Annotated in this window: 21 protein-coding genes; 11 read left to right on the plus strand and 10 right to left on the minus strand. The window is 65.6% G+C overall.

Annotated elements, in window-relative coordinates:
- Positions 1 to 3: 3 nt before the first annotated feature.
- Positions 4 to 384 (minus strand): DUF4870 family protein, encoded by a 381-nt coding sequence (locus tag G572_RS0120850; protein ID WP_029060116.1) that lies wholly within the window; start codon positions 382 to 384, stop codon positions 4 to 6.
- Between the two features lie 228 nt (positions 385 to 612).
- On the opposite strand from G572_RS0120850, the gene G572_RS0120855 reads away from it, so the two are divergent.
- From G572_RS0120855 to G572_RS0120875, 5 genes are all read left to right on the plus strand, one after another.
- The gene (locus tag G572_RS0120855) at positions 613 to 2,238 is read left to right on the plus strand and encodes a long-chain-fatty-acid--CoA ligase (protein WP_029060117.1); all 1,626 of its coding nucleotides are present in this window, start codon (positions 613 to 615) and stop codon (positions 2,236 to 2,238) included.
- Positions 2,239 to 2,268: 30 nt separating this feature from the next.
- Positions 2,269 to 3,315 carry a DUF1499 domain-containing protein gene (locus tag G572_RS25100; protein WP_084650414.1) on the plus strand — a complete coding sequence of 349 codons (1,047 nt, stop codon included), beginning with the start codon at positions 2,269 to 2,271 and terminating at the stop codon, positions 3,313 to 3,315.
- A gap of 57 nt (positions 3,316 to 3,372) precedes the next feature.
- Positions 3,373 to 4,752 carry an aminotransferase gene (locus tag G572_RS0120865; protein ID WP_029060118.1) on the plus strand — a complete coding sequence of 460 codons (1,380 nt, stop codon included), beginning with the start codon at positions 3,373 to 3,375 and terminating at the stop codon, positions 4,750 to 4,752.
- Between the two features lie 220 nt (positions 4,753 to 4,972).
- Complete coding sequence (locus tag G572_RS26485) at positions 4,973 to 5,119, plus strand: hypothetical protein (RefSeq protein ID WP_169391351.1); 147 nt, start codon at positions 4,973 to 4,975, stop codon at positions 5,117 to 5,119.
- Between the two features lie 260 nt (positions 5,120 to 5,379).
- Positions 5,380 to 6,354, plus strand: coding sequence for a CorA family divalent cation transporter (locus tag G572_RS0120875; RefSeq protein WP_029060119.1), 975 nt, complete (start codon positions 5,380 to 5,382; stop codon positions 6,352 to 6,354).
- On the opposite strand, the gene G572_RS0120880 is transcribed toward G572_RS0120875, so the two are convergent.
- On the minus strand, positions 6,323 to 6,895 hold the full coding sequence (locus G572_RS0120880) for a GNAT family N-acetyltransferase (RefSeq protein WP_029060120.1): 573 nt from the start codon (positions 6,893 to 6,895) through the stop codon (positions 6,323 to 6,325). The genes G572_RS0120875 and G572_RS0120880 overlap by 32 nt on opposite strands.
- 222 nt (positions 6,896 to 7,117) lie before the next feature.
- Here G572_RS0120880 and G572_RS25105 point away from each other — a divergent pair, with 222 nt between their 5' ends.
- From G572_RS25105 to G572_RS26775, 3 genes are all read left to right on the plus strand, one after another.
- A complete protein-coding gene (locus G572_RS25105; protein ID WP_084650415.1) occupies positions 7,118 to 7,615 on the plus strand; it encodes an RT0821/Lpp0805 family surface protein in 498 nt (165 codons plus the stop codon).
- Positions 7,616 to 7,732: 117 nt separating this feature from the next.
- Positions 7,733 to 8,695 carry a DnaJ C-terminal domain-containing protein gene (locus tag G572_RS0120890; protein ID WP_029060121.1) on the plus strand — a complete coding sequence of 321 codons (963 nt, stop codon included), beginning with the start codon at positions 7,733 to 7,735 and terminating at the stop codon, positions 8,693 to 8,695.
- A 16-nt stretch (positions 8,696 to 8,711) separates the two neighbouring features.
- On the plus strand, positions 8,712 to 8,846 hold the full coding sequence (locus G572_RS26775; RefSeq protein WP_281168778.1) for a hypothetical protein: 135 nt from the start codon (positions 8,712 to 8,714) through the stop codon (positions 8,844 to 8,846).
- A gap of 22 nt (positions 8,847 to 8,868) precedes the next feature.
- Here G572_RS26775 and G572_RS0120900 read toward each other — a convergent pair whose 3' ends face one another.
- The 3 genes from G572_RS0120900 to G572_RS0120910 form a co-directional block, all read right to left on the minus strand.
- A complete protein-coding gene (locus G572_RS0120900) occupies positions 8,869 to 9,732 on the minus strand; it encodes an SDR family oxidoreductase (RefSeq protein ID WP_029060122.1) in 864 nt (287 codons plus the stop codon).
- 66 nt (positions 9,733 to 9,798) lie between these two features.
- On the minus strand, positions 9,799 to 10,554 hold the full coding sequence (locus tag G572_RS0120905; RefSeq protein ID WP_208979167.1) for a crotonase/enoyl-CoA hydratase family protein: 756 nt from the start codon (positions 10,552 to 10,554) through the stop codon (positions 9,799 to 9,801).
- A gap of 51 nt (positions 10,555 to 10,605) precedes the next feature.
- Positions 10,606 to 12,375 carry an acyl-CoA dehydrogenase family protein gene (locus G572_RS0120910; protein ID WP_029060124.1) on the minus strand — a complete coding sequence of 590 codons (1,770 nt, stop codon included), beginning with the start codon at positions 12,373 to 12,375 and terminating at the stop codon, positions 10,606 to 10,608.
- A 190-nt stretch (positions 12,376 to 12,565) separates the two neighbouring features.
- Here G572_RS0120910 and G572_RS0120915 point away from each other — a divergent pair, with 190 nt between their 5' ends.
- From G572_RS0120915 to G572_RS0120930, 3 genes are all read left to right on the plus strand, one after another.
- Positions 12,566 to 13,570: an L-threonylcarbamoyladenylate synthase gene (locus G572_RS0120915; protein WP_029060125.1), complete on the plus strand. Its 1,005-nt coding sequence runs from the start codon at positions 12,566 to 12,568 to the stop codon at positions 13,568 to 13,570.
- A 376-nt stretch (positions 13,571 to 13,946) separates the two neighbouring features.
- On the plus strand, positions 13,947 to 14,876 hold the full coding sequence (locus G572_RS0120925) for a histone deacetylase family protein (protein WP_029060127.1): 930 nt from the start codon (positions 13,947 to 13,949) through the stop codon (positions 14,874 to 14,876).
- Positions 14,877 to 14,954: 78 nt separating this feature from the next.
- Positions 14,955 to 15,236, plus strand: coding sequence for an exodeoxyribonuclease VII small subunit (locus G572_RS0120930; protein WP_051242868.1), 282 nt, complete (start codon positions 14,955 to 14,957; stop codon positions 15,234 to 15,236).
- 13 nt (positions 15,237 to 15,249) lie between these two features.
- Here G572_RS0120930 and G572_RS0120935 read toward each other — a convergent pair whose 3' ends face one another.
- The 5 genes from G572_RS0120935 to G572_RS0120955 are packed head-to-tail and all read right to left on the minus strand — an operon-like array spanning position 15,250 to position 19,269.
- Positions 15,250 to 16,362 (minus strand): class I SAM-dependent methyltransferase, encoded by a 1,113-nt coding sequence (locus tag G572_RS0120935; protein ID WP_037547547.1) that lies wholly within the window; start codon positions 16,360 to 16,362, stop codon positions 15,250 to 15,252.
- Positions 16,363 to 16,398: 36 nt separating this feature from the next.
- Positions 16,399 to 17,658: a class I SAM-dependent RNA methyltransferase gene (locus G572_RS0120940; protein ID WP_029060130.1), complete on the minus strand. Its 1,260-nt coding sequence runs from the start codon at positions 17,656 to 17,658 to the stop codon at positions 16,399 to 16,401.
- A gap of 58 nt (positions 17,659 to 17,716) precedes the next feature.
- Positions 17,717 to 18,460 (minus strand): TlyA family RNA methyltransferase, encoded by a 744-nt coding sequence (locus G572_RS0120945; protein ID WP_029060131.1) that lies wholly within the window; start codon positions 18,458 to 18,460, stop codon positions 17,717 to 17,719.
- Between the two features lie 21 nt (positions 18,461 to 18,481).
- Positions 18,482 to 18,637: a hypothetical protein gene (locus G572_RS26390; RefSeq protein WP_156884765.1), complete on the minus strand. Its 156-nt coding sequence runs from the start codon at positions 18,635 to 18,637 to the stop codon at positions 18,482 to 18,484.
- Between the two features lie 14 nt (positions 18,638 to 18,651).
- Entirely contained in the window at positions 18,652 to 19,269 is a 618-nt protein-coding gene (locus G572_RS0120955) for an SCO family protein (RefSeq protein WP_029060132.1), read from the minus strand.
- Between the last annotated feature and the right edge of the window lie 4 nt (positions 19,270 to 19,273).

Consider the following 19,273-nt stretch of genomic DNA (forward strand, 5'->3'; position numbering starts at 1 on the left):
TTCTCAGATCAGCCAGGTTTCGGGGTTGGCCACGGGCTCGCCGCGCGAAACCCATTGCAAGCCCTTGATGCAGCGAATGACCACCCAGACGAAGAGCGCGATCATCAAGAGGAAGCCGATGCCGACCATCATCAGCAGCGCGGACACCAGCGCATAAAGCAGGCCGATCCAGAAGGTGCGGATCAGATAGGTGTAATGGCTCGCCGCCATCGGATCCGCCTTGCCCCGGTTCATATAGGCCAGAATGACGCCGACGAGCGCCGTCAGGCCGAAGACCAGCCCCACCAGATACAGAATGTAGATCATCTGGATGTTGGGCACGCCTGGATCCAGCAGCCGTTGCGTCTGCCCGTCGCCGGCCGGCCGGGTTTCAGGATCGCTCATTTCGCCAGCTCCCTCATCATCCTGATTGCATCACCTTCACACGGCCCCATCGTGCAACCGGCATGGCAAGGGGTCAACTCCCCCGCAACCGCAGGTCACCGGACGGCCCAAGGCGCACGCAACGCTGGACAGGCCATCGCCTCCCGGTGCTAAATATGAGGAAAAGAAAAAGCTCACCGAAACAAAGAGTTTGACCTTCTGGAAGGAGACCTCATGCCCGCGCCTGCCATGCCCGGCCTCATGCAGCACTGGTCATTGACCTGCACCCGTATTCTCGACCATGCCGCGCGCAATCACCCCACCCGGGAAATCGTGTCGCGCTCCGTCGAGGGACCAACTCATCGCACCACCTATGCCGAAATGCGCGATCGCGCGCTGACGGTCGCCAAGCGCCTTTCGCAAACCGGATTGCGGGAAGGCGACCGAGCCGCGACGCTTGCGTGGAACACCTGGCGCCACATGGAGGTCTGGTACGGACTGCTCGGCATCGGCGCAATCTACCACACCGTCAACCCGCGACTGTTCCCGCAGCAGATCGCCTGGATCATCAATCACGCGGAAGACAGGCTGCTCTTCGTCGACCTGACCTTCGTGCCGATCGTGGAAAAGATCTGGAGCGAGCTGACCACGGTGGAGCACGTCATCGTGCTGACCGATGCCGCCAACATGCCGGAAACGGGCTTTCCCGCCTCACCCTACGAGGACTGGTTGGCGGAGGCTGACGCCGATTTCACCTGGGCGGAGCTCGATGAAAACGCCGCTGCGGGCATGTGCTACACTTCCGGCACCACCGGCGATCCCAAGGGCGTGGTCTATTCGCACCGGTCCAACGTGCTGCATGCGATGTCGGCGGCGATTCCGGACATGCTCGGCCTTTCGGCGCGCGACCGGATGATGCCGGTCGTGCCGCTGTTTCACGCGAACGGATGGTCGCTGGCCTTTTCCTGTCCGCTGGCGGGCGCGGCAATGGTTATGCCGGGACCGCGCATGGACGGCGAGGCCCTCTGGGAGTTGCTCGATGGCGAGCGGGTAACGGTTACCGCCGCGGTTCCCACGATCTGGCTGATGCTGCTGCAATATCTGGAAAAGAGCGGCAAGACGCTTCCGCATCTGGAGCGGGTCGTGATCGGCGGGGCCGCCTGTCCGCGTGCGATCACCAAGGCCTTCGAGGAAACCTACGACGTGCGCGTCATGCATGCCTGGGGCATGACGGAGATGAGCCCTCTCGGCACGGTGTGCTCGATCAAGCCGGAGGTTTCGGGCCTGGACGGCGAGGACAAGCTCGATCTTCAGGAAAAACAGGGGCACACACCCTTTGGCGTGGAAATGAAGATCACCGACGATGCAGGCGTCGAACAGCCCTGGGACGGAAAGACCTTCGGACGGCTGAAAGTGCGCGGACCCGCGATCTCGCAGACCTACTTCAAGAACGACACACCGATTGTCGATGCCGACAATTTCTTCGACACCGGCGACGTCGCCCACATCGACGCCAACGGCTACATGCAGATCACCGACCGTGCCAAGGACGTGATCAAGTCCGGCGGCGAATGGATCTCGACAATCGACCTGGAAAACCTGGCGCTCCTGCATCCCCATGTGTCGGAGGCAGCCGTGATCGGCGTCTCTCACCCCAAATGGGACGAACGGCCACTTCTCATCATCGTGCCGCGTGACGGCTGCACGCCGGACGCCTCCGATATTCTTGCCTCCTTCGAGGGGCGCATCGCCAAATGGTGGATGCCCAACGATGTGGTCTTCGTCGACGAAATTCCGCATACGGCGACGGGCAAGATCAAGAAAACCGCCTTGCGCGAACAGTTCTCCGACTATGCCTTTCCCGATGAGGCATAGGGTGTAGATGGTTCGCATACGGCGACGGGCATGGTAAGGCCAGTGACGGTTCATCATCCCGGATTGGCTGTCCGCACCATGCACAAGAAGATCCCTGTCCGGCGATCCCGGCTCGCCGGCGCCAGCGTTTGGAGCGGGCGGTTCTCCGTGCCGGTGCTCGTGCTCGCGGCACTGCTCCACCACGCGGGGGTCGTGACCACGCCGCAACTCCTGATCGTTCTCGCGATGGGCTTCCTGCTTGGCGCCATCGCGCTCGTCGCCGGCGCCCTGTCGCTGGCGAGCCTGTGGCGGCGCGGAGGGACCGGCTGGGGACGGGCGGTACGGGGCCTCGTTTACGGCCTGATCGCCCTCACGCCCGTGTTCGCGGGTCTTTACGGCTTCCTGAGCTATCCGCTGCTTGCCGATGTCAGCACCGATATCGAGGCCCCTCCGGCCCTGCCTCCGGCCGGTCCGGACAGTCCCGAGCGCGCGTTCGTGTCCGGCGATCTGCAACAGGCTGCCTACCCGGACATCGTCTCGCGCCGCTTCCGGGTGACGCCGAGCGACCTTCATTCGGCCGCGCGCCGGGTGGCGGAGCAGTCGGGCTGGGTCATCACAGCGGAACTGCCGCCCGGCATGCCCGACGAGCCGACCCGCTTCCAGGCTGAGGCCACCTCGCTGCTCTTTGCCTTTCGCGACGATGTCTCGGTGCGCATTCGTCCCGATTTCGTTGGCGCTCGGCTCGACATCCGCTCCGCCTCCCGTTTCGGGGAACACGATCTCGGCGCCAATGCGCGACGCATCCGCGGTTTTTTCGACGACCTCGACGCTGTCCTGATCGCGGCCTTCGGCACGGTGGAAGCCCTGGGGGACGACGAGGAAGCACCGGAACTGCCGCTGCTCGACCGCACCGCGCCGCGCGAGGAAGATGACGGCCCTCCGCCGCTTCCGTCGACGAAGCCGGCGGGCGACGCCGACCCGATTGCATCCGGTGCCGGCGAAACGGCTGCGCAGAACGGTGAAAACGGGATCGCCCCCCTGCCGGACGACATTTCCGAGATCTATCAGGACGACCCGACAGATCCCGACCAACAGTAACAGATGCGTGGCTCGGAAAATTGCGCCGGCCGCCGTCATACCCTGGAGACCGCGACCATGCCCTTGACCAATGTCCAGACCCGCGATGTGGAAGCGCTCCTGCATCCCTACACCGCCCTGCACACGCTGCGCGACACCGGCCCGCTGGTGCTTGATCACGGCAAGGGCGTGCATGTCTACGATACGCACGGAAAGGCCTATATCGAGGGAATGTCCGGCCTGTGGTGCGCGGGCCTGGGCTTTGGCGACGAGGAACTGATCGCCGCGGCCAAGGAACAGCTCGACCGACTGCCGTATTACCATCTGTTCGGCGGCAAGAGCATGGAGCCGGCCATCGAACTCGCCGAAAAGCTCAAGGAAATCGCGCCTTTCGAGGCGTCCAAGGTGTTCTTTACCTCCTCCGGTTCGGAGGCGAACGACACGCAGGTCAAGCTCGCCTGGTACTACAACAATGCGCGCGGTCGACCGGAGAAGAAGAAGATCATCTCCCGGGTAAAGGCCTATCACGGCGTCACCATCGTCGCCGCCTCGCTCACGGGACTGCCCAACAACCACCGCGACTTCGATCTTCCGGTGGACCGGATCCTGCACACCGACTGCCCGCACGCCTATCGCTTCGCGGAACCGGACGAGGACGATGCCGCCTTTACCGCGCGAATCGTCGCCAATCTGCGCAACCTGATCGAACGCGAGGGGCCGGAAACCATCGCCGCCTTCATCGCCGAGCCGATCCTGGGTGCCGGGGGCGTCATCGTGCCGCCGGAAGGATATTACCAGGCGGTACAGGCGCTTCTGGCCGAACACGACATCCTGTTCATCGACGACGAGGTGATCAACGGCTTCGGACGCACCGGCAACTGGTGGGGCTGCGAGACCATGGGCTTCACGCCCGACACCATTTCCTGCGCCAAGCAGTTGACCTCCGCCTACGCCCCGCTCGGCGCCGTCATGGTGGGCGAGGACATGTATGACGCCTTCGTGGAGGAATCGCGCAAGATCGGCGTCTTCGGCCACGGCTTCACCTATGGCGGCCATCCGCTCGGCTGTGCGCTCGGCGTGAAGGCAATCGAGATCTACCAGAAGCGGGGGATCCTGGAGAACGTGCGCGGCCTCGCCCCGCGGTTTCTGGCAAGGCTCGAACGCATCGCGGACCATCCGTTGGTCGGTGAAGTGCGCGGCAAGGGGCTGATCGGCGGCGTGGAACTGGTTGCCAGCAAGACGGCGCGCACGCCCTTCGATCCCGCGCTCGCCATCGGCGCGCGTTGCGTTGCCCATGCGCAAAAACATGGCGCGATCCTGCGTGCGGTCGGCGACACGGTGGCGCTTTGCCCGCCGATGATCATCACCGGGGAAGAGCTGGACAGCCTGTTCGACTGCCTCGACGCCGCGCTCAATGACACGCTGGCGGATCTGCCGGCGGGAACCCTGCGCGACTAACCTGCTGATTTTTTGTGCAATTCAGGTTCCGGTCAGCCCGCACGGAAAGGCGGGGACACGGTCGATACTCGCGAATTCTTACAGGGCGAAAAGGAAAGTGACTGGATTCACAAGGTTTTGTGGCGCCATCCTTAGTTTCGTCCAATTCCGAACTTCACTGTTCCCTTGAGCTGACGGGAATTCCCCCGGGCCGAACAAAACCGACGCTGGACTGTCAAAAATGACCTCGAAGTCACATCAAACCGCCCCTGCCACGCCGCGCCCCAATCTGGACGCGCTTTACAAGCCGGTCGGCATCAAGTCGATCAACGCTGCGGCGCTCTGCAACAAGGGTGCGATGAAGACGACGAACGGTTCGGGCAAGTAATTCGGCCCAAGACGGTTTCGGGCGGTCGTGACGGCCGCCCGCGACCGCAACCGGCAGGAACACGCCCTGTCGGCCTTTCGACGGGACGTCGGGGACGCGCCGCGCGGGTCTCCGACGCGTCTTGATCTGTCCGGGCGCGTTTGCACCGGGAACGAGACGCGACGGTCATCTTCCTCCATCATGGTGTGATCCGGGTCAAAGCCCGTCCGGACAGGCCGGTTCTGCGGCCGCCCGAAACCCGCTATGGGAGACCGCGATCCATGATGACCGCCTATATACGCGAAGGGGCCGGACTGCGTCCCGACGCCCGCCAGGCGGGCGCCCCCGTTCCCGCCGACACGGTCTGGCTCGACCTCGTCTTGCCGGATGCGGACGAGCGACATGCCGCGAGCGCATGGATCGGCGCGCCCGTGCCAAGCGGGGAGGACATCGCCGCGATCGAAACCTCCGAACGCCTTTATGAAACGAATGGTGCGCTGGTGATGACCGCGGTGCTGTCGCTCATTGCCCGCGACCCGGATCCGAGGGTCTCCACCCTCAAGCTCGTCGCAACGCCCGAGCGCATCGTGACAATCCGCCAGAGCGATGCGCTGTCCGTCGAGCTTGCGGCGCGCCGTCTCGCATCCCGCATGGTGCAAGGCGCCACCGGCACCGACGTCCTCTTCATCCTGCTCGACGCCGTCGCGGACCGCGCCGCCGACGTGATCGAGGAGGCCTCCGCCGAATTCGACGCGGTCTCCAGCTCGGTGTTCGGCAAGGGAATCGACAGCCGCAAGGCCGCCTCCTACAAGGCAACGATAAAACAGATCGGCGAAATCGGTCTCAAGGTCGCGCGGATGCACGATTGCTGCGCAAGCCTCGAGCGGCTTTTCGTGTTCCTGACGCTGCACGCAAAAACCCTGCGCCTCACGGGCCCTCAGCGCAGCCAGTGCAAGGCGCTTGGCCGGGACATTCGCTCCATCCGCGAGCATGCCAACGCCCTCGACGCCAAGCTCAACTTCCTGCTCGATGCCACCGTCGGCCTTGTCAATCTGGAGCAGAACCAGATCATCAAGATCTTCTCGGTCCTCGCCGTGGTGTTTCTGCCGCCGACGCTGATCGCCTCGATCTACGGGATGAACTTCGAAGGCATGCCGGAACTTTCCTGGACCTACGGCTATCCGTTCTCGATCCTCATCATGGTGGCCTCGGTGCTGGTCACGTTCATGTACTTCCGGTGGAAGAAGCTTCTGTAACTCCGGGTTCGCGGCGGTACAGGGTCACCTTGTCCCCCCGATAGCGCGTGTGGGTCCAGACCCGAAAGCCCATGCGCTGCGCCAGGCGAATCGAGGGATGGTTGTCCGGCGAAATCAGGCATGCCACACAGGTGCGCGTCAGATTCGCATCGCCCCAGGCGAGAATGGCCTGAACGGCCTCGGCGGCCAGGCCGCGGCCATGCCAGTGCGGAGCGAGCAGCCAGCCGATTTCGGCGCAATCATCCAGCGCGGGCGTGAGGTCGCGCCGGTAGTCGGCAAGCCCCGCCTCGCCGACAAAGGCGCCTGTCGAGCGGTCCTCGAGGGCCCAGTAACCGAAGCCGAGCGCGCACCAGTGTCCGGTGTAGCGCAGCAGACGCCCCCATGTTTCCTCGCGCGTGGCTGGCTGACCGGTGATATGGCGCACAACCTCGATGTCGCCCCACAGGGCCTGGCAATTTTCCAGGTCGTCGGTCCTGTGAGCGCGCAGGCGCAGGCGCGGGGTGAGGATCTCGGGAGCGCAGGAGAAACCAGGGTGCGGCATGTCGGGGCTCCGGTGGGGCGCAGGAAGCGGATTTCGACGACGGACGAAGGGCAGCCCTTGATAACCCGCTCGATATGAAACGAAAACAAAATCGCCAACTGAACGGACTCACACTTTGTTAAGGCTTCTCCTTCACGCTGTTGCAAAGGCGTCACATCGGCCAACGGTTGAAAGATGCGCTGCGGGGCCCCCTGCCCCGCGCCGGCTGCGGAACATCGCCCCATGACAGAGACACGCTTCACATTTTCCTCGCGCCGCGCCGCCCGGCTGGGCACGGGCATTGCACTTGCGTTGCTTGCCGGCGCCTGCGGCGGCGTCTCCATGCCCGTCGGCAGCGCCGACATTGCCACGCCGCTGGACCTCACCGGCTCGATCGACGGTCAGCAAAACGAGGCCGACGTCGACATCAGCCGGCAGGACCGGGCGGTGATCGCCAAGGCCATCGCCACCGCGCGCGACGATGCGGTGGGAACACCGCCGTTCGCCTGGACCAATCCGCTCAGCGGCAACTCCGGCACAATCGTCGCCCTCACCGACGAAACGGTCGCGACCGGCACCGGCTGCGCGCGATTCGAAACGACCGCCAACACGATCGGCGGCGTGCGTGCCTATCAGGGCGTTGCCTGTCAGGATGCCATGCAGGACTGGGCCGTCATCCAGCTGATGGCAAAGGACGGCACCGGGGCCGACAGCGACGGCACCGCTTTCCCGAACGGTTGATCGAGGCGTCGCAGCGAAATTCGCCATCTGGATTTTATTCCTATCAATTCCCATATGGCTCTTGAGCACAACACGGGTATATACCCGTCCTGACACTTCCTAACCGCGGTCGGAGCCATGCGTGACCCTTACAGCGTCCTCGGCGTCAGCAAGTCGGCGAGCGAGGCGGACATAAAACGAGCTTACCGGAAGCTCGCCAAGACCTATCATCCGGATCAAAACGCCGACAATCCGTCGGCGCAGGAACGCTTTTCCGAAGCAAGCCAGGCGTATGAGATCCTGGGCGACAAGGAAAAGCGGGCGCAGTTCGACCGTGGCGAGATCGACGCGGAGGGCAAGCCGCGCTTTCAGGCCCACGGATTCGACGGCTTCAGCGACAGCGACATCTTTCGCCAGGCACGCGGCCAGCGCGGCTATCAGCAAGGTCAGGGTGGCGGTTTCGACGATATCCTGAACGACATTCTCGGCGGCTTCGGCGGGCGTGCGCGCGGCGGCGCGGGGCCTGGCATGGGCGCAGGCATGGGCGGCCGCGCTCCTCAGCCCAAGCGCGGACAGGATGCCAAGATCACCGCCCGTGTCACGCTCGAGCAGCTCGTGCATGAACGCAAGGCCCGCGTGACGCTGCCGAACGGCAAGTCGGTCGACGTCAAACTGCCGGACGGCACCGTCGACGGCGAAAAGATCCGCCTGCGCGGACAGGGTCATCCGGGCGAGCATGGAGGCGGCACGGGCGACGCCATCGTCGAGGTGCGCCTTGCCCGCCACGCGCTGTTCACGCCACTGGACGACGACCTCAAGCTCGAATTGCCGATCGCCCTTTACGAGGCCGTTCTTGGCGAGAAGGTCCGCGTTCCCACCCTGGACGGCGCGGTCAATCTCACCATTACGCCGAAGGCTGCCGGCGGCAAGACGATGCGCCTCAAGGGCAAGGGTCTGCCCAACAAGAACGGCGGACGCGGCGATCTGCTGGTGACCCCGCGCATCGTGCTCCCCGAGGAAGACGACGAGGAACTGGCGACCCTGATGCGGGCCTGGAAGGAACTGCGGCCCTATCGTCCGCGCGGATCCGAGTTCGGCTGACAGGGAGACTTCGACCATGGCCGAGCCGCCGAAGAAACGCCGCCGGCCCTCACAGGATCACGAACGCCATCCCGTCCTGCACGGGCTGGCGCTTTTCGTTTGCGTTGCGGCCTTCCTCGGCGCGCTCTTGTGGAAGGCGATGGGCTGGTAGGTGGCCGGCCCCCTTCGCCTCGTCAGCCCTTGACCTTGTCGAGGCTCGCCGGCGGCACGCTGTCGTCGGGGACGAAGAAATCCGGCATCAGCGGCTGCGACGGGTCGACCCGGTACTTGTCGAAGTCGGTCACGCCGCGCAGCGCCAGGAAGCTGTCGTCGATCAGGAAATTGCCGGTGAATTCCCAGGCCGGGCTGGTGAAGATCTCATAGGCCGCATCCGACAGGATCTCCGGCGTCCGGCTCTTGGTCACCATCTCGTCGCCGCCGATGATGTTGCGCACCGCGGCCGTTGCGATTGTCGTGCGCGGCCATAGCGCGTTGACCGCGATGCCCTTGCTCTTCAACTCGCCGGACAGGCCGAGAACGGCGAGGCTCATGCCGTATTTGGCAATCGCATAGGGCGTGAAGGGGGCAAACCACTTCTCGCTCATGTCCAGCGGCGGCGACAGCATCAGGATATGCGGGTTGGCGGCCTGTTCCAGATAGGGGATCGCATGCTTGGAACAGGCGAGCGTCCCGCGCGTGTTGACCTGATGCATCAGGTCGAAACGCTTCATGTCGGTGTCGGCGAGCGGGGTAAGCTGGATTGCGCTGGCGTTGTTTACCAGGATATCGATCCCGCCAAACCGCTCGGCCGTTTCCGCCATCGCCTGTTCGACCCGCTCGTCGTCGCGCACATCGACGACAAGCGGCAGTGCCTGACCGCCCGCCGCCTCGATTTCCTTGGCGGCCGTGTGGATCGTGCCTTCAAGCTTGGGGTGCGGCTCCGCCGTCTTCGCCGCAATGGCGACATTGGCGCCGTCGCGCGCCGCGCGCAGGGCAATCGCCTTGCCGATGCCGCGCGATGCCCCCGTAATGAAAAGCGTCTTGCCCTCAAGTGACATTCTATCCTCCCGACGGGCGCCACCCGCGCCCGCTATGCTGGTGAGACGTCTGCGGTTCAAAGATCGTCAGCCGGTCTTTCCCGCCTTGTCGAGGAAGGCCGCGAAGGCCGACCGCGCAGTGTCCGACCGCAGGCATTCGGCAAACAGCCGGATTTCCTCTTCCATGCGCTCGCGAAGCACGGCCCGGTCGCCGATAAGCAGCGACCGCGACATGCGCATCGCCTCCGCCGGCTTGGCGGCAATCGTGCGGGCGCAGGCAAGCGCGCGCGCCTCCAGATCCTCTTCCGGCGCGATGTGATTGACGAAGCCCGCCGTCTTGGCCATCACCGGATCGAAACTTTCTCCCAGGCACAACAGCTCGAACGCGCGCGCATGCCCCATGCGTGCCGGCGCCAGCAGACTGGCGCCGGCCTCCGGCACAAGTCCAAGGTCGATGAAGGGCGTCTTGAAGAGCGCCCTCGGGCTTGCAAACACCATGTCGCAATGAAACAGCATCGTCGTGCCGACCCCGATGGCAAGGCCGTCGACGGCGGCAACGATTGGCGTGTCGCAGGCGGCGAGCGCGCGCAGGAACCGCACGACCGGGGCGTCGGCCATGTTGCCGTCGCCGGCAAAGGCGAGGAAATCGGCGATGTCGTTGCCGGAGGTGAACGCGCCGGGAACGCCGCAGATCAGGTGAACCCGCACCTCGGGGTCGGAATTGCCCTGTTCGAGCGCTTCGGCAAGCGCCGTGTACATCTCGCCGGTCAGCGCGTTCTTCTTAGCGGGTCGGTTGAGGCGCAGCGTCTCGACACCGGCCTCCCTGTGGATCTCGATCATCATGGTCCTCGTCAGCTGCAGGTGGACGGCGGCGGTGCCGGCAGAGCGGCGATCTCAGGCGGCCGGGTCATAGGCAAGCACGTCGGCGGATGCCTGCAGGACCTGCGCCTTGAGCCCGCCGGCCTCGCCCAGATGCGCGGCTGCGAAATAGCGCGCCAGCAGACGCCGGCGTTCACCGGCCGGCGTGTTGTCGCCAAGGCTTGCAAGCGCGCCCTTGGCAAGCATCGCACCGCCGAAGACCGTGCCCAGCAGGCGCAGGAACGGGGTCGCACCGGCCAGCGCCTCCGCCTGGCGTCCCTGGTCGAGCGCTTCGAGCAGCCAGTCGACCGCGGCACGCAGATGCGCGATGGCGGTGTCGAGCTGCGCTCCGGTTGCTCCGACATCGGCCTCCGCCCGCGTGGCGGCCGTGGCAATGGCCTCCAGTTCGGCGATCAGGCCGCGGACGGCCTCGCCGCCGGACAAGGGCAGTTTGCGCGCAACCAGGTCAATGGCCTGAATGCCGTTGGTGCCCTCATAGATCGGAGCGATGCGTGCGTCGCGAAGATGCTGCGCCGCGCCGGTTTCTTCCACATACCCCATGCCGCCATGGATCTGCACGCCGATGGAGGCCACCTCCACCCCGATGTCGGTCGAAAGCGCCTTGGCGATGGGGGTGAGCAAGGCGGCCCGCTCGCTCCAGCGGGTGCGCACCGCCTGATCACCATCGAGGCGCGCCATGTCGAGCGCATGCGCGGTGCAAAAGCAGGTCGCGCGCGCAACCTGCGTCCAGGCCTGCATGGCGAGAAGGCTGCGCTTGATGTCCGGATGATGCGCAATCGCGCTCATGCCCTCGCCGCTCTCGCCCGGCGCCCTGCCCTGACGGCGCTCCAGTGCATAGGCAAGCGCCTGCTGGGTCGCGCGCTCGGCAACGCCGAGCCCCTGGATCCCGACCGCGAGGCGGGCGTTGTTCATCATCGTGAACATGCAGGCAAGACCGCGGTTTTCCTCGCCGATCAGCCAGCCGACGGCTCCGCCCTCGTCGCCATAGACCATCGTGCAGGTGGGCGAGGCATGAATGCCGAGCTTGTGCTCCATGCCCGCGCAGCGCACATCGTTGCGCGCGCCGAGCGACCCGTCGTCATTGACGAAGAATTTCGGCACCAGAAACAGCGAAATGCCCCGCGTGCCGGCCGGCGCGTCCGGCAGGCGCGCCAGCACAAGATGGACGATGTTGTCGGTGAAATCATGCTCGCCGTAGGTAATGTAGATCTTCTGGCCGAAAATCCGGTAGGTGCCGTCCTCGGCGCGTTCCGCTTTTGCCCGAAGGGCATTCAGGTCGGAGCCCGCCTGCGGCTCGGTCAGGTTCATCGTGCCCATCCATTCGCCGGAAACCAGCTTGGGCAGATAGGTGTCGCGCAGCTCCTGCGTCGCGTGTTTTTCCAGCGCCTCGACGGCGCCCATGGTCAGCGTCGGACCGATGGCAAAGGCCATGGAGCCGGAGTTCCACATTTCCAGCGCCGCCGCCTGCAGCATCATCGGCAGCCCCTGCCCACCGTAGTCCGGCTCACCCGTAAGCGCGTTCCAGCCGCCTTCGGCCCAGGCGCGATAGGCATCCTTCCACCCCGGCGGCATGGTCACCGCGCCATCGACGAGCGTTGCGCCGACCTTGTCGCCCACTGCGTTCAACGGGGCAATTTCTTCCGCCGCGAAGCGCCCGGCTTCCTCCAGAATGGCATCCACCAGATCGTTCGACAGATCGCCGGCGCCCTCTTGCGCGACGACATCGGCAAGCCCGGCGACTTCCTTCAAGGTGAATGCGATTTCCGAAACGGGGGCGCGATACATTCAACGTGGTCCTTCTTCGTTTTCGCGGGCCGCTTGACGGATTGCAGAAGACGCCGCAGAACCGGCCCGGCAGATGGCAGGGCGGAGGATGGTCCCTGTTGACGTAAACGTCAACAGGCGAGACTCCCCGGCGATGTCTTGGCGCCTTTGCGTTTCCACCACCCCGTTTCGATCCGACAGGCAAATCCCGATGCAGCGCTGGCACCTCTCCCCCGACACATTTGACGTGAGCGCCCGCCCGGAATTCGCGCAAACCGTTGCGGCACTCAGGGCCGGACAGCTTGTCGGCGTGCCGACGGAGACCGTCTACGGACTGGCGGCGGATGCCAGCAATCCGGCCGCCGTCGCCGCCATTTTTGCCGCCAAGGGCCGTCCGCATTTCAACCCGCTGATCGCGCATGTGGAAAACCTGGAAGCCGCACAACGCCACGCGGTGTTCGACGCGCGGGCCCTCGCCCTCGCCGAGGCCTTCTGGCCCGGCGCGCTGACGCTCGTGCTGCCGAAGCGGGCCGACAGCCCGGTTTGCGATCTCGCGACCGCCGGGCTCGACAGCATTGCGGTCCGGGTGCCCGCCGCGCCCGTCATGCGGGCGCTCGCACACGCCGTCGGGGCGCCACTGGCGGCGCCGAGCGCCAACCGTTCGGGGCGGATCTCCGGCACGACGGCGGATGCCGTTGCCGACGATCTCGGCCCGGCACTCACCATGCTGATCGATGCCGGAGCGACACCGGTCGGCGTGGAATCGACCATCGTCGGCCTGACGGGACCGGAGCCGGTCCTCTTGCGCCCCGGCGGCATCGCCCGGGAGCGTATTGAAAAACGCCTCGGCACACCTCTTGCGGCCCCCCCGGCATCGGCAAACGCACCGGAGGCGCCGCAAGCGCCGGGAATGCTCAGCTCCCACTACGCACCGCATGCAACCGTGCGGCTGAACGCAACGCATGTCCTGCCGGGCGAGGCGTTGCTCGCCTTCGGAGCCGACCTGCCCGAGGGGGCCGAACTGGCCGTCGCCATGGAAAGCCTGAGCTCAAGCGGCGATCTCACGCAGGCCGCCGCGCGCCTCTTTCAGGCCCTGCGCCGCCTCGACGCGTCCGGCGCACCCAGCATCGCCGTCATGCCCATTCCCCGGGACGGCCTCGGCGAGGCAATCAACGACCGGCTGCGCCGCGCCGCCGCACCGAGAACAGTGACATGAACCCGACACAAGAGCAGGCGCAGGCCAGGGCCTTTCGCAAGATCTGGAATTTCTGACAATTATTATTGTTATTTTTTACGATATTTATTGAGTTTTATGAAATTATATTTCCATCATCCCTGCTTTCGCCTTCATTGGCCGCTACGAATCATTTAGTATTACAAATGGAATGCAGCATGCAGCGAACCTCCCCAACGGGCCGTCTCACGCCCGCACCTTGCTCCCCGGGACCGTCATGAAAATGCGGTCCCGGTTTTTTGCGTCGAGACAGTCCGCGATCTCCGCATCCATTTGACCTCTCGCATTGACAGCCTTCTGCGCGGCCGGTCTGATGCCGCCAACCGCTTTGACAAAAAAGCACTTTGAGGAAACGCGCTTGTCCACTCTCTTCCTGCATCACACCTCCTATCTCGACCACCTGACGCCGGTGGGCCATCCCGAACGCCCGGACCGGATCCGCGCCATCGACCGGATCCTGGAGCACGAGCGCTTCCAGTCGCTGGAGCGCGATGTCGCGCCGATGGGGCGCATCGTCGACATCGCCCGCGCGCATCCGTCGGACTACATCGACATGGTACACACCGCGGCGCCGACCGACGGGCTGGTGCGCATCGACGCCGACACGACGCTGTCCCCGGGAAGCTGGGAGGCGGTGATGCGCGGCGTGGGCGGCGCCTGCCGCGCCGTCGACGAGGTGATGGAAAGAAAAGTCACCAACGCCTTTTCGGCCAGCCGTCCGCCGGGCCATCATGCCGAGCGCGCGCGGGCCATGGGCTTTTGCTTCTTCAACAATGCCGCGGTGGCCGCGCGTTACGCCCAATCCGCCTATGGCGCGGAACGGGTCGCCATCGTCGATTTCGACGTGCACCACGGCAACGGAACGCAGGACATCTTCTGGAACGATCCCACGGTGATGTATTGCTCCACGCACCAGATGCCGCTTTACCCCGGTTCGGGGGCGGCCAACGAGCGCGGCGATGCCGACACCATCGTCAATGCTCCGCTTGCCGCCGGCGACGGCGGCGCGGAGTTCCGCGAGGCAATGGACATCGCGATCCTGCCGCGACTGGAAGCCTTCTCGCCCGATCTCGTGATCATTTCCGCCGGTTTCGACGCGCATGTGCGCGATCCGCTCGGCGGCTTGCGGCTGGTCGAGGCCGACTTTGCCTGGGCCACCGTCAAGCTCATGGAGCTTGCCGACCGCAAGTGCGAGGGACGGGTCGTGTCGCTTCTCGAGGGCGGCTACGATCTGGAAGGCCTGGCGCGCTCAGTCGCGGCCCATGTCATGACACTGATGACCGCCTGACCCGCCCCCCACTTTACCTGTTCAAGACACCGGCGGGCACCTTGCCCCTGTGCCTGCCGGTCTTTACGGTTGCGACCCATGCACAAAGATCCGCAGGAGCCCGTCTTGACCAGCGAAAGCACCGATCCGGGAATCGAGGCCCTGTCCTTCGAGGCGGCGCTCAAGGAACTCGAGGAGATCGTCGGCCGGCTGGAACGCGGCGACGTTCCGCTTGAGGAAAGCATCAAGCTCTATTCGCGCGGCGATGCGCTTCGCCGCCAGTGCGACAGGCTGCTCAAGTCGGCGGAGGCCAAGGTGGAGAAGATCCAGCTGGCCGAGGACGGCAGCGCCTCGGGCACGACACCGCTCGACGTCGACTGACCCGCGCCGCGCGTTACTCCGGCTTCTCGTAGACCGCGATCCGCGTCAGGAAGGCGCAGGTCAGATCGCGCCTGAGCAGGCCCGCGGCCTCGAACGCACCGTCGAGATCGTCAGTCAGATACCCTTCGAAATACGGTTCGTGAAAAAGCGCGGGAAACAAGTCCAGCAGCCCGTCGTTCTCCGGCAGATCGCCGGCCTGCAGGCTGTCGGCGAAGATCAGCCGGCCGCCCGGCTTTAACACGCGGGCGAATTCGCCGGCCACCGCGCGGCGGATCTTGGGCGGCAGCTCGTGAAACAGGTAGACGCAGCTTGCGACGTCGAGGCTCCCGTCGGCAAAGGGCAAGGCTTCCGCCGGGGCGGTGACAAAGGACGCGCGGGCGCGGGACCGGCGGGGAAGTGCCGCGCGGGCATGCTGGAGATAGGGGTGCGACAGGTCCACCCCGACACCGCGCAGGCGCGGAAAGGCACCAAGCGCGGGCGCAAGCAGGCCGCCGGTGCCGCAGGCGATATCTGCATAGGCGACATGACGCTGGTCCCGCTGACGCAACAGCTGCGACAGCGGGACGAGGGCCTGCCGCCGCATCGCCGCCGTCGCCCCCTTGAACAGCACCTCGACCTGGAAATCATAGATGCGCGCACTGTCGCGCGAGAGCCAGCCGTCGGTCTGATAGTGAAAGTTCTGGCGATAATAGCGTGGCAGCCCCTTCGGCGCATCGCGCGTTGCCTCAAACACCTCCTGATGCGCGCCGGTGACACGGCGACGGGCGACCTCCGGCACGTCTTGCAGGAAGCGCCGGCCGAGGTCGAGAAACCTGAGCGGCGAACCGAATTCACCGTCCGGGGCCGGATAATGCCCTGCTTCGATGTTGGCGAGGTCGCGCCGGAACAGATCCGCGATCTGCGCGAACAGCTGCCGCTGGTCCGGCGTGTTGCCACGCGGTTTACGCGGCGCGGCGGCTGACGGTGCCTCCGCCTCTCCTGCCTCTCCTGAACGGTGTCGACGGGACACGCGGCGGGTGATGGCCTGCGCCAGTTCGCCATGGGCTGCAAACCACGTCACGCGCGCGCCCTGCCGTGCGGCATAGCGCGCCCGTCGGGTCCATGTCGAAAGCGCCGTTTGAGCCATTTCCGCCTCCTGTCGTGTCGACAAGCGGCCGCGCGATCAGTCGCGCGTCAGGCCTGCCACCACCTCAATATGGGGCGAAAAGCGGAACTGATCCACGGGCAGCACCGATCGAAGCCGGTAGCCGCCGTCAACGAGATGGCGCAAATCGCGCGCCAAGGTCGCCGGATTGCAGGACACCGCCACCACCGTCTTCACCTTGGAGAGCGCAAGTTCGCGCGCCTGGGCTTCCGCACCGGCGCGCGGCGGGTCGAAGACGACCGCATCGTAGCCATCGCCGAAATCGTCGAGATCGGTGGCCGTGAGCGGATTGCGGAACAGGTCGCGACGCTCGCCCCGGACCTCGCGCAAGGCGCCCGCCCCGGCCCGCATGGCCGCATCCAGGCTCTTGAGGGCGGCGCGGTCGCCTTCCAGCGCATGAACCCGGGCACGGCGTGCAAGCCGGAGCGCAAAGGTGCCGGACCCGGCGAAGAGATCGGCAACATTGCGCGCCTTGCCGACACATTCGAGCACGCGTTTGGCGAGGGCCTGCTCGCCGGCTTGCGTTGCCTGCACGAAGCCGCCGGGCGGCGGAACCAGGGGCAATCCGTCGACGGACAGGAGCGGCGCACGCGCTTCCACCAGGGTCTCGCCATTGAGCGACAGGCGCGCGAACCCCGCGCCCATCGCGCGTTCGACAACCTCCGGCACACTGCGCGGCGAAATCTTCGCCGGTGTCGCCAGCGCCACGTCGAGACCGGTCCCGGTCGCCAGAACGGTGAGGGTCACCTCCCCCTTGCGCGGCATCACCAGGGAGGCCAGGTCGCGCAGGTCATCCAGCGCTGCCACGATTTCCGGAAGAACAACCGGACAGACCCGCAGATCCACCAGACGATGGCTTGCGCGCTCGTGAAAGCCGAGCATCACCCGCGAGCCGGCACGGGCGGCGGCGAAAACAGCGCGGCGGCGCCCCTCGCCGGTCGCATCCACCGTCGGCTCGACAAGGCTGTCGATGTCCTCAAAACCGCGTGCGGCCAGGGCCGCGATCACCTGCGCGCGTTTCCACTCGAGGATCGCACGCTGGTCCATGTGCTGAAGGGCGCAACCGCCGCAGGTGCCGAAATGCGGACACAGCGGCTCGACGCGCTCCGGCGCCGGCGTCAGAACCTCAAGGAGCCGCGCGCGGCCGTCGGCGCGGGCGATGCGCACGGTTTCGCCGGGCAGCGTGAAGGGAACATGGACGGGGCCGTCGGCCGTCTCGGCACGCCCCTCGCCCTTGTGGGCCAATGTCTCGATGGTGCAGGTGATCTCGCTTGTCATCCGCGCCGGTTACAGGGATGCAGGCGGAAAGGCAAGACAATCGCGTATCGGACGGCCGTCAGCCGTGCTTTCGGCCCGCAAGCAGCCACTCGCGGTTGCCATCGCCCCCAGCGATCGGCGAGAGCTCGAACCCGGTCGCGGACCAGCCGGGCTGACCGTCGAACCAGTCGGCCAGCTCCCGCGCAGTGCGTTCGGCAGCCTTGGGTTCGACCAGCCCCTTCTTGCCAACGCCCTCGCGCCCGATCTCGAACTGCGGCTTGACCAGAAAGATCCCGCGCGCGCCCGCTGCCGCAAGCTCAAGCGCAGGCGGCAAGGCGAGACGCAGCGAGATAAAGCTCATGTCGGAAACGATGATCGCCGGCGTGTCCCCATCGAGATCGTCAAGCGTCAACGCGCGGGCGTTGATCCCGTCGCGCCGACGAACACGAGGGTCGGCGTCAATGCGCGGATGCAGCTGGCCATGGCCGACATCGATGGCGTGAACGCGGGCCACGCCCGCCTCCAGAAGCACCTGCGTGAAACCGCCGGTGGAGGCTCCGAGGTCGAGCGCGATCTCGCCGGCGACATCGATGGCAAAGACCGCCAGCGCGGCCTTGAGCTTGAGCGCGGCACGGGACACATAGGCCGCGGCCGGATCGCCGGCCTCGATTTCCGCGTCGGGCATCACCTTCTGGCCCGGCTTTTCCACCACCTCACCGCCAACGCGCACGGTGCCGCGCAGAATCGCGTCGCGGGCACGGGCACGGGTTTCGGCCAGGCCGCGTGCGACCATCACCGTGTCCAGCCGCTCACGTTCAGCCATTGCCGGCAGCCCGGCGGTTGCTCAGAAGCAATTGGCCAGCCCCGTCAGCAGCCGGTCGACGAAGACGCTTTCGCCATAGCGCAGCCACAGGACCCCGGTTGCCGCAAAGAGGATCGCGGCAAGAAGGGCACCCAGCACCGTCAGGGGCGTGCGCAGCGAGGCAGACGACGTACTCATGGGCTCAGTGTCCTTCAGGAGCCGGCGTCGATCAAGCGGCGCAGCTTGGCCATCGCATTTTCATGCGCCTCGCCATAGGCGATGGTTCCAACGAAGCGGTTGTCTGCATCCATCAAGAAGACGGAGGCCGAATGGTCCATGGTGTAGTCGCCGTCATCGAGCTCCACCCGCTTTGCATAGACGCGGTAGGCCTTGACGATTTCGTCGACCTGCTCGCGCGAACCGGTGAGCGGATGAATGCGCTCGTCGAAGGCGGCCACATAGTCGCGCATGACCTCCGGCGTGTCGCGTTCGGGATCGACGGAGATGAAGGCGAAGTCGATCTTGTCGGCATCCGCGCCCAGTTCCTCGATCCACCCTTGCGCTTCGGCAAGCGTGGTCGGGCAGACGTCCGGGCAGAAGGTGAAGCCGAAGAAGAACGCATTCGGCGTTCCCTTGAAATCCGCTTCCGTCACCGTCTTGCCCGCAGCCGCATCGGTCATGGTGAAGGGACCGCCAATGCTGGCGACGGGGGAAAACGATCCCCCGCCTCCCGCTTCGCGGTAGTGGTTGACCGTCACGAAGGCGACGGCGGCGATGACCAGGACGACAGCCGCCCAGGCCCCGTAGCGAAGCATTTTCAATCCAGACATACCG

This window comes from Stappia stellulata DSM 5886 (assembly GCF_000423705.1).
GTDB lineage: Bacteria > Pseudomonadota > Alphaproteobacteria > Rhizobiales > Stappiaceae > Stappia > Stappia stellulata.

Bases quoted from the DNA above. Each gene is read 5' to 3' on its own strand.
- G572_RS0120865 (WP_029060118.1), top strand. From the start codon at position 3,373: ATGCCCTTGACCAATGTCCAGACCCGCGATGTGGAAGCGCTCCTGCAT.
- G572_RS0120935 (WP_037547547.1), bottom strand. From the start codon at position 16,362: ATGGCTCAAACGGCGCTTTCGACATGGACCCGACGGGCGCGCTATGCC.
- G572_RS0120890 (WP_029060121.1), top strand. From the start codon at position 7,733: ATGCGTGACCCTTACAGCGTCCTCGGCGTCAGCAAGTCGGCGAGCGAG.
- G572_RS0120880 (WP_029060120.1), bottom strand. From the start codon at position 6,895: ATGCCGCACCCTGGTTTCTCCTGCGCTCCCGAGATCCTCACCCCGCGC.
- G572_RS25100 (WP_084650414.1), top strand. From the start codon at position 2,269: ATGGTAAGGCCAGTGACGGTTCATCATCCCGGATTGGCTGTCCGCACC.
- G572_RS0120850 (WP_029060116.1), bottom strand. From the start codon at position 384: ATGAGCGATCCTGAAACCCGGCCGGCCGGCGACGGGCAGACGCAACGG.
- G572_RS26390 (WP_156884765.1), bottom strand. From the start codon at position 18,637: ATGAGTACGTCGTCTGCCTCGCTGCGCACGCCCCTGACGGTGCTGGGT.
- G572_RS0120875 (WP_029060119.1), top strand. From the start codon at position 5,380: ATGATGACCGCCTATATACGCGAAGGGGCCGGACTGCGTCCCGACGCC.
- G572_RS0120940 (WP_029060130.1), bottom strand. From the start codon at position 17,658: ATGACAAGCGAGATCACCTGCACCATCGAGACATTGGCCCACAAGGGC.
- G572_RS25105 (WP_084650415.1), top strand. From the start codon at position 7,118: ATGACAGAGACACGCTTCACATTTTCCTCGCGCCGCGCCGCCCGGCTG.
- G572_RS0120900 (WP_029060122.1), bottom strand. From the start codon at position 9,732: ATGTCACTTGAGGGCAAGACGCTTTTCATTACGGGGGCATCGCGCGGC.
- G572_RS0120915 (WP_029060125.1), top strand. From the start codon at position 12,566: ATGCAGCGCTGGCACCTCTCCCCCGACACATTTGACGTGAGCGCCCGC.
- G572_RS0120905 (WP_208979167.1), bottom strand. From the start codon at position 10,554: ATGATGATCGAGATCCACAGGGAGGCCGGTGTCGAGACGCTGCGCCTC.
- G572_RS0120945 (WP_029060131.1), bottom strand. From the start codon at position 18,460: ATGGCTGAACGTGAGCGGCTGGACACGGTGATGGTCGCACGCGGCCTG.
- G572_RS0120930 (WP_051242868.1), top strand. From the start codon at position 14,955: ATGCACAAAGATCCGCAGGAGCCCGTCTTGACCAGCGAAAGCACCGAT.
- G572_RS0120910 (WP_029060124.1), bottom strand. From the start codon at position 12,375: ATGTATCGCGCCCCCGTTTCGGAAATCGCATTCACCTTGAAGGAAGTC.
- G572_RS0120855 (WP_029060117.1), top strand. From the start codon at position 613: ATGCCCGGCCTCATGCAGCACTGGTCATTGACCTGCACCCGTATTCTC.
- G572_RS26775 (WP_281168778.1), top strand. From the start codon at position 8,712: ATGGCCGAGCCGCCGAAGAAACGCCGCCGGCCCTCACAGGATCACGAA.
- G572_RS26485 (WP_169391351.1), top strand. From the start codon at position 4,973: ATGACCTCGAAGTCACATCAAACCGCCCCTGCCACGCCGCGCCCCAAT.
- G572_RS0120955 (WP_029060132.1), bottom strand. From the start codon at position 19,269: ATGTCTGGATTGAAAATGCTTCGCTACGGGGCCTGGGCGGCTGTCGTC.